The sequence below is a fragment of the Variovorax sp. Root318D1 genome (assembly GCF_001424835.1).
In the GTDB taxonomy this organism is placed as follows: Bacteria; Pseudomonadota; Gammaproteobacteria; order Burkholderiales; family Burkholderiaceae_C; genus Variovorax.
On sequence record NZ_LMCQ01000025.1, the window covers coordinates 190,474 to 202,832 of the forward strand.

Consider the following 12,359-nt stretch of genomic DNA (forward strand, 5'->3'; position numbering starts at 1 on the left):
TGTATGCGCCGAGGAGCGCAGATGCAGGCGGGATCAGGGCCGCAGCTGTTTGAGCGAAGCGAGTTCTGCNCAGCTGCGAGCCCTGATCCGCGAAACCCTGCGCTCCTCGGCGCATACAGAGGGGCGGGGAATCCACACGGGCCTTTGCTTCGCTCGGCCACCAGGCCACCGCGGCGCTGCGCGCCGCGGTGGTTGGGATGGTTATTGGCGTGGGCTTCGGTATTGGCTGTTGGTCTTGGGGCCGAGCGAGAGCGAAGGCTGCCCGCTCCCACCCCTTCTGTATGCGCCGAGGAGCGCAGATGCAGGCGGGATCAGGGCCGCAGCTGTTTGAGCGAAGCGAGTTCTGCGGACCCCCGCCGGAATCGAGCACCGCAGGCTGCCCGTAGCGCAGCGAAGGGACGCAGACAGTAGGGGTCGCCTTTCTTTGCTTACTTTCTTTGGCGAAGCAAAGAAAGTGAGTCGCCCGCCGGGGCGAGACCCGGCCCCGGGAAAAACTAAGACACCGCCCGAATCGGGATATACATCTCCCCGCCGGCCGCAGCAAACTCCTGCGACTTCTCGGCCATGCCAGCCGCCATGGCCTCCGCCTCCGCCACGCCCTTCTTCGCCGCGTACTCGCGCACCTCCTGCGTGATCTTCATCGAGCAGAACTTTGGGCCGCACATCGAACAGAAGTGCGCCACCTTGCTCGAATCCTTCGGCAGCGTCTCGTCATGGAATTCGCGCGCGGTGTCGGGGTCGAGGCCGAGATTGAACTGATCCTGCCAGCGGAATTCGAAGCGTGCCTTGCTCAATGCATCGTCGCGCGATCGGGCTCCAGGGTGTCCCTTGGCCACGTCCGCCGCATGCGCGGCGATCTTGTAGGCAATGATCCCCTGCTTCACGTCGTCGCGGTCGGGCAGGCCCAGGTGCTCCTTGGGCGTCACGTAGCAGAGCATGGCGGTGCCCGCCCAGCCGATCATCGCGGCGCCGATGGCGCTGGAGATGTGGTCGTAGCCCGGCGCGATGTCGATGGTCAGCGGCCCGAGCGTGTAGAACGGCGCTTCGTGGCAGTGCTTGAGCTGCTCGTCCATGTTGGCCTGGATCATGTGCATCGGCACGTGGCCCGGGCCTTCGATCATGGTCTGCACGTCGTGCTTCCACGCGATCTGCGTGAGCTCGCCCAGCGTGCGCAGTTCGGCAAACTGGGCTTCGTCGTTGGCATCGGCGCCCGAGCCCGGACGCAGGCCGTCGCCGAGCGAAAAGCTCACGTCGTACGCCTTCATGATGTCGCAGATGTCCTCGAAGCGCTCGTAGAGAAAGCTCTCCTTGTGGTGCGCGATGCACCACTTGGCCATGATCGAGCCGCCGCGCGAGACGATGCCCGTCATGCGGTCCGCGGTCAGGTGGATGAACGGCAGGCGCACGCCCGCGTGAATGGTGAAGTAGTCGATGCCCTGCTCGGCCTGCTCGATCAGCGTGTCGCGGAAGATCTCCCAGGTGAGATCCTCGGCCACGCCGCCCACCTTCTCCAGCGCCTGATAGATCGGCACGGTGCCGATGGGCACTGGCGAGTTGCGTACGATCCAGTCGCGCGTGGTGTGAATGTTCTTGCCGGTCGACAGGTCCATCACGTTGTCGGCGCCCCAGCGGATCGCCCACACCAGCTTTTCAACCTCTTCCTCGATGCTCGAGGTGACGGCCGAGTTGCCGATGTTGGCGTTGATCTTCACCTTGAAGTTGCGGCCGATGGCCATCGGCTCGACTTCGGGGTGGTTGATGTTGGCGGGAATGATCGCGCGGCCGCGCGCCACCTCGTCGCGCACGAACTCGGGCGTGATGATGCGCGGAATGCTCGCGCCCATCGGATTGCCGGCCACGCGCTTCGCACGCTCTTCGTTGGCGAGGTATTCGGCCATCCATTCGCGCTTGCCGTTCTCGCGCAGCGCCACGTATTCCATCTCGGGCGTGACGATGCCGCGGCGTGCGTAGTGCATCTGCGTGACGTTGGCGCCCGACTTCGCGCGGCGCGGCGTGCGCTGCAGTGCCGATGCGCCGGCGCGCAACTCGGCCAGGCGCTGCGCGTCATGGTCGTGCGCGTGCTTGAGGCCTTCGTCGAGCGCTTGGTGCGAGCGGCCCTCGTAGCTTTCGGTGTCGTTGCGCTCGGCGATCCATGCATCGCGCACGCCAGGCAGGCCGCGGCGCACGTCGATGTCGACCTTGGCATCGGTGTAGGGACCCGAGGTGTCGTAGAGCGAGACGGTCTCGCCGTTGGTCAGCAGCACGTCGCGCACCGGCACGTTCAGGTCGGGGCGGCTGCCTGGAATCAGGCACTTGTGCGAAGCGGGAAACGGCTCGCGCGTCAGCGAAAGCAGGGAGGTGAACTTGTCGGGGGCATTCATGCGGGGCACTCCTTGTTGAGGGAAAGGGTGCTCCGCAATCGCTCGGTGGACTTTGGGCCGCCACGGTGGGTGGGTGGCGGGACCGGAGTCAGGGAGTGCAGCTCTTCTTACGCCGGTATGACCCGGATCAAGTTCGCGGGTCGGCACTTGCCATCTCAGCACGCCACATGCGTGCACCCCGGAGCGGGGCCTATTGTGCGGGCCGAGGCCCGGTGCGTCAACCGGGGGTCTGCACGTCGCCCTCGAGGTAGAACCAGCGGTCCCCCTCGCGCACGAAGCGGCTGCGCTCGTGCAGGCGCGTCGCGGTGCCGGTGCTGCTGCGCTGGCGGGCGACGAACTCGACCTCGGCGTGGTCGGCATCGAGCACCGAACGCGAGCGGATGTCGAGCCCGAGCCATTTCACGCCGGGTTCGAACTCGATCGAGGCCGGGCGCGTCGACGGATGCCAGGTGGCGAGCAGGTAGGGGCCGCGCTCCAGGACGAAGGCCGAATAGCGCGAACGCATCAGCGATTCGGCGTCGGGCGCGGGCGTGCCCTCGAAATCGTCGAGGTAGCGGCCGCAGCACAGGGCGTAGCCGATGGGTTTGTCCCGGCGGTCGGTGCGGCCGCAGGGGCAAGGTCCGGTGGTGGGATCGGTGGCACTCATGAAGCCCCTATTGGAACACCTCGGAGGCCCTTCCTCCGATGGGGCAAGCCCTGCGGCCGCATCCGGAGATACTCGCTTGGCGCAGCGCTTGCTAGACGCTAGCCTTCTTTGGCATACCCACAGAGCAAAGGCGGCGATGTACCTGACGGGCTCCGAACAGCAGGCGTTGCGCGGCGTTTTCACGCTGCTGGCGCAAGACCGCGGCGAAAGCGACATCCGCGAGCGCCTGGGCTGGGCGCTGCTCGACCTGCTGCGTGCGGACCAGTTCGCCTCCTTCGTGTGGAACGCCGAAAGCGGCCGCTTCGATGGGCGGGTGGCGCTGAACATGGACCCTGCCAACCTCGACCGCTATGGCGAATGGCACCAGCACCACGACCCGATCACCTTTGTGCTGCAGTCGCACCGTCGCGCCACGCGGGTGACCGACGTGATGCCGCAGCGCGAACTGATGCGCACCGAGTTCTTCACCGACTTTCTTTCGCGCGACGGGCTGCATTGGGGCATGAACCTGCATGCCTTCGAGGGCAGCCGTGCGTTGGGCGATCTGCGCATCTGGCGGCGCAAGGGGCGCGGAGATTTTGGCGACCACGAGAAGGCGCTGCTCGACCTGATCGAGCCGGCGTTCATCGGCGCGTTGCAGCGCGCGCAGCGCACGGCGGCCGCCGTGCCTATGCCCGCTGAAGCGGCGTGGGCGGCATTGAGCACGCGAGAAAAGGATGTGGCGCGGGCCGTGTGCGAAGGCCTCACCGACAAGGAGATCGCGCGTCGCATGGCCGTGAGCGTGCCGACGGTGCGCACCTACCTGCGTCGCACCTTCGACAAGCTCGGCATCGAGCGACGGTCGGCACTGGCCGGCCTGGTCAAGCGCTGACCGTCCAAAAAAGGTCTATTTCGTCTTGGGCGCAGGCAGGCGCCCCAGAACGCCTTCCACCGCGATCCCGACGGCGAGCAGCTTGCGGTCGCTGCCGGCCGGTCCGTCGAGTTCCAGCCCCACCGGCAGCCCGCTTTCCGCACCCAAGCCCGATGGCAACTGCACGCCCGGAATTCCGGCGTTGCTGCCGGGGTCTGTGTTCTGGATCAGCGCGCCGAAGTTCTCGGGACTGCTGGCCTCGGCCCCGGCCGGCAATGCCACGCGCGGCACCGTCGGGAATACGAGCGCATCGAGCCTGTTCTTTGCGAAGGTGTCGCGATAGAGTTTCTGCAATGCGGGCCGTGCCACGCGCATGGCATTGTCGTAGGCCGGCCTGGCATCGACCACTCCGTTTGGCGCGGGCAGCTTGCGCGGAATCACGAAGGTTTCGAACGTGCCCTTGACGTCGGGGCTTGCGATGCCGGCCGCGAGCTGCGCAATGTCAATGCCGGTGCGGTACTTCGCAAGGTAGGCCACCATGTCGTCGTGCGCCTCGTAGAGTGCCAGCGGAAAGCCGATGGCGCCGTTGAGTTCCATGAGCTTCGGCATCTCGACGTCCACCAGCGTGACGCCGGCCGCGCGCAGCTTGGCCAGTGCTGCATCGGTGGCGCCGCGCGTGTCCGCGTCGAGGTTTGCGTAGAAGGCCGGCACCACGCCGAGCCGCACCCGCTTGAGGTCGGCGGGCTTGAGCGGCGAGCCGCCTGCGATCACGCGATCGAGCAGCGCGACGTCAGCCATCGACTGCGCCATCGGTCCAGCCGTGTCGCGCGTGTGCGAGATCGGCGCGATGCCCTGCTGCGAATAGCGCCCCATGGTCGGCCGCAGCGATGCGCAGCCATTGAACGCACACGGAATGCGCACCGATCCGCCCGTGTCGGTGCCCAGCGCGGCCGGCGCCATGCGCGCGCCTAGCGCCGCGCCATTGCCGGAAGAAGACCCGCCCGCGATGCGGCTCGCGTCGTAGGCGTTGCGCACGCCGACTTCGGGGCCGCTCTGGAACGCGGGGTTGTAGCCACTGATCCCGAAGGCCAGCTCGTGCATGTTCGTCTTGCCGAGGATGACCGCGCCCGCCGCCCGAAGCTTGGCAACTACGGGGGCGTCCGTCCTCGGCACGAAGCCCTTGAGTGCAGGTGAGCCGGCCGTGGCAGGCAGGTCTTGCACCTGGATGTTGTCCTTGATGACCACCGGCAGACCGGCCAGCGGCTTGCAGGCGCCGCCGCGTTTGCGCTGTACGTCGGCGGCGCGCGCGGCCTTCAGCGCGCCGGCTTCGTCGATCCTGATGAAGGCATTGAGGTTCTTGCCTGCATGGGCCTGTGCGATGTAGGCCGACACCAGTTGCTCGCTGCTTACGGTGCCCTCGCAGAGTTGCCGCACCGCATCGCTCGCAGTCAGCGTGGCGAGGTCCGGGGCGGCAGGTTGAGCTTGCGCGGACGAGCCCATGGCACCGAGGGACAGCAGGGCCAGGGCGAGGGGAACGGGTTTGAAATTGGACATGGCAAAGACCTCCGACCAAGAGGCTGCCATGCTGCGCCGCCGGCCCTTTGCTGTCTGTCATCCAAACCGATGACACCGAGGCGCCCGCGGCGCCCGCGCCCGCTCACGCCAACGCGCGCTGGATCAGCAGTTTCTGGATGTCCGAGGTGCCTTCGTAGATCTGGCACACGCGCACGTCGCGGTAGATGCGTTCCAGAGGAAAGTCGTTCACGTAACCGTAGCCGCCCAGCGTCTGGATGGCCGCGCTGCAGACGCGCTCGGCCATTTCGCTTGCGAACAGCTTGGCCATGGCGGCCTCCTTGAGGCAGGGCCGGCCGGCGTCGCGCAAGCTCGCTGCATGCCAGATCAGCTGGCGCGCGGCTTCGAGTTGCGTGGCGCATTCGGCCAGCCTGAAACCGACCGCCTGCTGCTCGAAGATCGAACCGCCAAAGGCCTGCCGCTCCTTGGCATAGGCCAGCGCCACGTCGAAGGCACTGCGCGCCATGCCCACGCTCTGCGCCGCAATGCCGATGCGCCCGCCCTCGAGCGCGCCCAACGCGATCTTGTAGCCCTCGCCTTCGGCACCGATGAGGTTTTCCGCCGGGATGCGGCAGCCGTCGAAGTTGATCTGCGCGGTGTCGCTGCTGTGCTGGCCCAGCTTGTCCTCGAGCCGCGCCACGCTGTAGCCGGGCGCATTGGTGGGCACGATGAACGCGCTCATGCCTCGCTTGCCCGCGCCCTTGTCGGTCACCGCGATGACGATGGCGACCTGGCCGTTCTTGCCGCTGGTGATGAACTGCTTCACGCCATCGATCACATAGCCGTCACCGTCCTTGCGCGCCGTGGTGCGCAGGCTCGATGCATCGCTGCCGGCCTGCGGCTCGGTGAGGCAGAAGGCGCCGAGCATCTGCCCCTGCGCGAGCGGTTCGAGCCACTGCTTCTTCTGCTGCGCGTTGCCGTAGCGCATGAGGATCGCGTTGACTGGGCAGTTGGTCACACTGATGGCCGTGCTAGTGCCGCCGTCGCCGGCGGCGATTTCTTCCAGCACCAGCGCGAGCGTGAGGTAGTCCAGGCCCGCGCCGCCATGCTCCTCGGGCACGCAGATGCCGTAGGCGCCGAGCGCCGCCAGGCCCTGGTGCGCTTCCTTGGGAAAGCTGTGCTCGCGGTCCCATGTCGGGGCGTTGGGCCAGAGTTCGGCTTGAGAGAAATCGCGCACCGCGTCGCGGATGGCTTCTTGATCGGCACTGAGCAGCATGGCGTGTCTCCTGTCTTTCTTGCTTGTTACTTGCCTGCGCCCAGATCCATGATCATGCGTGCGGCCATGTACAGGCGCCTTGGAATGGCGCTGATGTCGACATACTCGGCCTTGTCGCTGTGATAGCCGAAGCCCGGCAGGCCCAGGCTCTCGATCACCGGCTTGCCCGAAAGCGCCGCATAGGCCGCGTCGGTGCCGCCGCCGGTGCGCTCTTCCACACCCAGCGTGCCGCCGGCTTCCTTGTAGAAGGCCACGGCCTTTTCGACGAGCTTCTTGCCGCCTTCGCCGGCATTGAAGGCCGGGCGGCCGCGCGTGACCACCACCTTCACGTCCGCTTCGGGCAGCTTCTTCTGCTGCGCCTTTTCTTCGAGCGTCTTCATTGCGGCGTCGAAGTCCTCGTTGCGCGCATAGCGCACGTCGGCGTTCAAGGTCGCGCTCGCGGGGATGATGTTGGAGACGTTGCCCGCCTTGGCAATGGTCCAGTTGAAGCGCAGGTGCTTCGCCTTGTCGTCGATGCTCATGGTGCGCAGCACGAGGTCCGACGCCTCGACCAGGGCGTTGACGCCCAGCTCGGGCGCGGCGCCCGCATGCGAAGCCTTGCCGGTGATGTTGACCTGCACATAGGCGATGCCCGAAGTGCCGAGCGACAGCTTCTCGTCGCCTGCGCTCGTGGGTTCGAACGACAGCACGTAGTCGGCCTGCTTGGCTTCTTCCTGGATCAGGTCGCGCGAGCCGAAGGAGCCTTTTTCCTCGTCGGTGTTGAAGAGCACGGTGATGGTGCCGTAGTCGCGCACGCCGTAGTCCTTGAGCAGCTTCAGCGTGTGCAGGATGACGGCATTGCCGCCCTTGTCGTCTGCAATGCCCGGGCCATAGGCCTTGGTGCCTTCGATGCGGAACGGCGCCTTCGCGAGCGTGCCCTTGGGGTACACGGTGTCCATGTGCGACATCAGCAGCAGGTTCTTGCCGCCGCGGCCCTTGAGCTTGCCCACGATGTTGTCGCCCGCCACGAGACTGGTGGACTTGCTGCGCGTGACGGTGAAGCCCAGGTTCTTGAGCTCGCCTTCCAGGAAGTTGCCGGCGGCTGCAATGCCTTCGGCGTCCTCCGTGCCGGTTTCAATGTTGACCAGCTGCTCCAACGTCTTTAGCACCGCGGGCTGTGCATCGGTGGCCGCTTGGAAAAGCACGTTGTCGCGCTTCTGCGCCCAGCCGGCGGCGGGCGCCAGCAAAGCGCCAGCGAGCAGGGCCGCCATGACGGTACGTTGGTTGAATGGGCGCATGAACAATCTCCCGCGGGTGCAATAGTCGTTAAAAAAAACACGAAGCGCCCGGACTGGGGCGCTTGTGGCGGTTGTTTTAATCAGATCAGCTCGAGTGCGACAGCCGTACCTTCGCCGCCACCGATGCACAGCGTGGCCACGCCGCGCTTCTTGCCGCGCGCCTTCAGCGCATGAATCAGCGTGACCATGATGCGCGCGCCGCTGGCGCCGATCGGGTGGCCCAGCGCACAGGCGCCGCCGTTCACGTTGACGATGCCGTGCGACACGTCGAGCTCGTGCATCAGCGCCATCGGCACCACCGCGAACGCTTCGTTCACTTCCCACAGGTCCACGTCCCTGACGGTCCAGCCGGTCTTCTTGAACAGCTTGGCGACCGCGCCCACGGGTGCGGTGGAGAACCACTCGGGCTGCTGCGCATGCGTGGCATGGCCGACGATGCGAGCGATGGGCTTGGCGCCGATCTTCTTCGCGTGCGACTCGGTCATCATCACCAGCGCCGCGGCACCGTCGTTGATCGACGAGCTCGATGCGGCGGTGATAGTGCCGTTCTCTTTCTTGAACGCGGGCTTGAGCGTGGCGATCTTGTCGAGCTTGACCTTGCCCGGGCCTTCGTCGATGGAGATGACGGTATCGCCGCCGCGGCCCTTCACGGTGACGGGCGTGATCTCGTCCTTGAATGCCCCGGATTCGGTTGCGGCCTTGGCGCGCTCGACGCTCGCAATGGCGAACGCATCTTGCTGCTCGCGCGTGAACTTGTACTTGGCGGCACAGTCCTCGCCGAAGGTACCCATCGAGCGGCCCGGCTGGTAGGCGTCTTCGAGGCCGTCGAGCATCATGTGGTCGAAGATGCGGTCATGGCCCATGCGGTAGCCGCCACGGCCCTTGAGCATGAGGTAGGGCGCATTGGTCATGCTTTCCATGCCGCCAGCCACCATCACGTCGTGCGTGCCAGCCAAGAGCAGGTCGTGCGAGAGCATGGCGGCCTTCATGGCCGAGCCGCACATCTTGCTGAGCGTGACCGCGCCCGCGCTGTCGGGCAGGCCGCCCTTGTAGGCTGCTTGGCGCGCAGGGGCCTGGCCCTGGCCGGCCATGAGGCAGTTGCCGAACAGCACTTCGCCCACGCTGTCAGGTGCAATGCCGGCGCGCTCCACTGCGGCCTTGATGGCGGCGCCGCCGAGGTCGTGCGCCGAGAGGGAAGAAAAGTCGCCCTGGAAGCTCCCCATGGGAGTGCGGGCGGCGCCGACGATGACGATGGATTCAGGCATGGAGATCTCCTTCGGAAGTGGAAAGTAGAAAGTGGTCTTCGTGGACCGGGGACTCAATCAGAAATGGGTCGCATGGCCTTCGTGCTTGAAGCGCTGCGATTCCTCGTACGGGAATACGTCGAGCATCTGGCCCGCCTCGATGCGTTCCTTGTGGTGCTGCCAGAAGGCGGCGTCGAGCAAGTCGGCATGGTGCGCCATGAAGGCCTCGCGCACCGCGTCGTTGCCGAGCAGGAAAGGGCCGAAGGTTTCGGGAAACACGTCTTTCGGGCCGACCGAATACCAGACTTCGCCGCTCATCTCGTCTTCCTCGTTGCGCGCCGCGGGCACCTTGCGGAACCTGCAGTCGGTGATGTATTCGATCTCGTCATAGTCGTAGAACACGACCTTGCCGCCGCGCGTGACGCCGAAGTTCTTCCACAGCATGTCGCCCGGAAAGATGTTGGCCGCCACCATGTCCTTGATGGCATTGCCGTACTCGACCACCGCGTGCTCCAGCTGCTCCTGTGCGCGCTTGGCATGCGCCGGGCTTTCGGGGTTGGCCAGCGTGTCGAAAGCCTCCTGCAGGAAGATGTTGAGCGGGATCATGCGGCGCTCGATGTAGACGTGCTTGAGCACCAGTTCCATCTCCCCGTTGCCGTCGCGGTCGCCAATCTCGAGTTGGCTGGGCGCGAACTTCTGGATCTCCTCGATCAGCTCGGGCTCGAAGCGGTCGAGCGGAAAGCCCACGTCGCTGTACTCCAGCGTGTCGGCCATGCGGCCCACGCGGTCGTGCTGCTTTACCAGCAGGTACTTGCCCTTGATCTGCTCGCGCGTGGTGTCCTTCTGAGGCGGATAGAAGTCCTTGATGACCTTGAACACGAAGGGGAACGACGGCAGGTCGAACACCAGCATGACCATGCCTTTGATGCCGGGCGCGATTCGGAAGCGGTCGCTCGAATAATTCAGGTGCGAAAGAAAGTCGCGGTAGAACAGCGTCTTGCCCTGCTTGGCCAGGCCCAGTGCGTTGTAGATTTCCGCGCGCGGCTTGCGCGGCATGAGCGAGCGCAGGAACTGCACGCAGGCCGACGGCACTTCCATGTCCACCATGAAGTAGGCGCGCGCAAAGCTGAACAGCATCTGCAGGTCGTCTTCGCCGAAAAGCGCCGCATCCACGTAGAACTTGCCGTGGCCGTCGTGCAGGATCGGCAGCGAAAACGGGAGTTCGACAAAGCCGTTCATGATCTTGCCGACCACATAGGCGCCCTTGTTGCGATAGAACAGCCCCGAGAGCACCTGGATCTGGAAATTGGCACGCAGCTTCACCTGGTGGAAGCGCCCCATGATCGCGTGCGCCACGCGCTCGGCATCGCGCCGCTTGTTGGCAAAGCCGCCCTGTAGCGCAAAGTCGTCGAGCATCTGTTCGATGGTGTCAGCGAGCGTTTCGTGCGAAGGGTAGTAGGGCCGGTACGTGGGCGCGCCCCGAGGCTCGATGTACTCGGTGCTGATGGCCGGGCGAACGAAGATGAAGTCGTTCTGGAAGTAGGCGCGGTGCAGGATCTTCGTGGTCACCGAGTTGAAGAAGCTCTCGGCGAGTTCGGGTTGGTGGTGGTCCACCAGGAGGCCGATGAAGTGCAGCTTGACCTGGTGCCACACCTCCATCGGCTGGTCGCCCGCCTTGAACTCTTTCTCGAGCCGCGCCACGGCCTCGTTCACGCGCAGGTCATAGAACTCGATGCGCTCGCGTTGCGCGCGCTGCTGGCCATGCCAATCGGCCGTTTCGAAGCGGTGCTTGGCGCGCGCCGATTCGGCACGGAACAGGCTGTAGTGGCGATTGAATCCATCGATCATCGCCTTGGCGATGTCGTAAGCCAGCGGTGAATCGAGGCGCTGCGGGAACATGGCTTTCAGCCGATCTTCGCTTCGTTGCCTTCGCCGAGGGCGCCGTTGGCTTCGCCGGCCGGAATGACCTCGACGACCTCGGTGCCATCGGATCCGGCTTGCGCGGAGGGCGAGATGCCCAGGGGCTTGCTCCACTTGTAGCGGATGCGCTGCACCGCTGCCTTGTACACCGCGTCCAGCGGCTTGTTGCCGTCGACGTTCAGCCCCAGGTCCTGGAGCAGGCCGTCGTGCACGCCGTAGGTCCAGCCGTGGATCTTGACCTTCTGGCCGCGGCCCCACGCGTCGACCATGACGGTACTGACAGCGACATTGACCACCTGCTCGGCCACGTTGAGTTCGCACAGTGCATCGACGCGCACGTCCTCGGGCAGGGTTTCGAGCATCACGGCGTGGCGGTCGCGCACGTCCTGGATATGGCGGATCCAGTTGTCCGCCAGGCCGATGCGCTTGCCGCTGAGGGCCGCCTTGACGCCAGCGCAGCCGTAGTGGCCCACCACCATGATGTGCTCGACCTTCAGGTGCTCAACGGCGAATTGAATGGCCGAGAGCGCGTTGAGGTCGGAGTGCACCACGATGTTGGCGACGTTGCGGTGCACGAACACCTCGCCAGGCTCCAGCCCCGTGATCTGGTTGGCGGGCACGCGGCTGTCGGAGCAGCCGATCCACATGTAGCGCGGCGTCTGCTGCTTCACCAGGCTGGTGAAGAAACCAGGCCGGTCGCGTTCCATCTGTGCGGACCAGGCACGGTTGTGGGCAAACAGGTCATCAAGAGTGTCGGACATGGGCGTGATTGTCGATGAGTCGTGATTGGGTGCGGTATATCAGGCCGTCCTGGCGGCTTTCTGCGCCTTGGCCAGCGTCGCGCGGCCTTTCTTCTCATGTTCGCGCACTTCCGCCAGGTTGGCCTGCAGCTCGGCCAGCTGGGCCTCGAGCTGGGCGCGGTGCGTGCCGAGCACGCCTAGAAACTTCTCGAGCTGCGGTACGGTGTCGCGCGGGCTGTCGTACATGTCCAGGATTTCCCTGGCCTCGGTCAGGCTCAGGCCCAGGCGCTTGGCACGCAGCGTGAGCGTGAGCCGCGCCCGGTCGCGCGCGCTGTAGATGCGCTGCATGCCGGAGCGCTCCGGCGTCAGCAGCCCCATGTCTTCATAGAAGCGGATGGCGCGCGTCGTGAGGTCGAACTCCTTCGCGAGCTGGCTGATGGTGAAGGTCTGCGCGGACATGTGATTGCGGGTTGCCTGGAAGCCGTCAGTGGGGGCGTTGCGGGCGCGACAGCA

10 protein-coding genes and 1 riboswitch are annotated in these 12,359 nt (G+C 65.6%); of the genes, 1 reads left to right on the top strand and 9 read right to left on the bottom strand.

Annotated features, from left to right (window positions below; translation table 11 throughout):
- Positions 1 to 494: 494 nt before the first annotated feature.
- Entirely contained in the window at positions 495 to 2,381 is a 1,887-nt protein-coding gene (thiC, locus tag ASC78_RS26005) for a phosphomethylpyrimidine synthase ThiC (RefSeq protein ID WP_055808218.1), read from the bottom strand.
- An 87-nt stretch (positions 2,382 to 2,468) separates the two neighbouring features.
- Positions 2,469 to 2,572: riboswitch (TPP riboswitch) on the bottom strand.
- Positions 2,573 to 2,598: 26 nt separating this feature from the next.
- Positions 2,599 to 3,027 (bottom strand): YchJ family protein, encoded by a 429-nt coding sequence (locus ASC78_RS26010; RefSeq protein WP_055808220.1) that lies wholly within the window; start codon positions 3,025 to 3,027, stop codon positions 2,599 to 2,601.
- A gap of 136 nt (positions 3,028 to 3,163) precedes the next feature.
- On the opposite strand from ASC78_RS26010, the gene ASC78_RS26015 reads away from it, so the two are divergent.
- Positions 3,164 to 3,898: a helix-turn-helix transcriptional regulator gene (locus ASC78_RS26015; RefSeq protein ID WP_055808222.1), complete on the top strand. Its 735-nt coding sequence runs from the start codon at positions 3,164 to 3,166 to the stop codon at positions 3,896 to 3,898.
- Between the two features lie 15 nt (positions 3,899 to 3,913).
- On the opposite strand, the gene iaaH is transcribed toward ASC78_RS26015, so the two are convergent.
- From iaaH to ASC78_RS26050, 7 genes are all read right to left on the bottom strand, one after another.
- Positions 3,914 to 5,431 carry an indoleacetamide hydrolase gene (iaaH, locus tag ASC78_RS26020; protein WP_157634524.1) on the bottom strand — a complete coding sequence of 506 codons (1,518 nt, stop codon included), beginning with the start codon at positions 5,429 to 5,431 and terminating at the stop codon, positions 3,914 to 3,916.
- A gap of 103 nt (positions 5,432 to 5,534) precedes the next feature.
- Positions 5,535 to 6,665, bottom strand: coding sequence for an acyl-CoA dehydrogenase family protein (locus tag ASC78_RS26025; protein ID WP_055808224.1), 1,131 nt, complete (start codon positions 6,663 to 6,665; stop codon positions 5,535 to 5,537).
- A 26-nt stretch (positions 6,666 to 6,691) separates the two neighbouring features.
- Positions 6,692 to 7,942: a glutamate carboxypeptidase gene (locus tag ASC78_RS26030; RefSeq protein ID WP_055808226.1), complete on the bottom strand. Its 1,251-nt coding sequence runs from the start codon at positions 7,940 to 7,942 to the stop codon at positions 6,692 to 6,694.
- A gap of 80 nt (positions 7,943 to 8,022) precedes the next feature.
- Positions 8,023 to 9,207, bottom strand: coding sequence for an acetyl-CoA C-acyltransferase (locus ASC78_RS26035; RefSeq protein WP_055808228.1), 1,185 nt, complete (start codon positions 9,205 to 9,207; stop codon positions 8,023 to 8,025).
- Between the two features lie 57 nt (positions 9,208 to 9,264).
- Positions 9,265 to 11,085: a bifunctional isocitrate dehydrogenase kinase/phosphatase gene (aceK, locus tag ASC78_RS26040; protein ID WP_055808229.1), complete on the bottom strand. Its 1,821-nt coding sequence runs from the start codon at positions 11,083 to 11,085 to the stop codon at positions 9,265 to 9,267.
- Between the two features lie 5 nt (positions 11,086 to 11,090).
- Positions 11,091 to 11,867 (bottom strand): carbonate dehydratase, encoded by a 777-nt coding sequence (can, locus tag ASC78_RS26045; RefSeq protein ID WP_055808231.1) that lies wholly within the window; start codon positions 11,865 to 11,867, stop codon positions 11,091 to 11,093.
- Positions 11,868 to 11,906: 39 nt separating this feature from the next.
- A complete protein-coding gene (locus ASC78_RS26050; protein WP_055808233.1) occupies positions 11,907 to 12,305 on the bottom strand; it encodes a MerR family transcriptional regulator in 399 nt (132 codons plus the stop codon).
- Between the last annotated feature and the right edge of the window lie 54 nt (positions 12,306 to 12,359).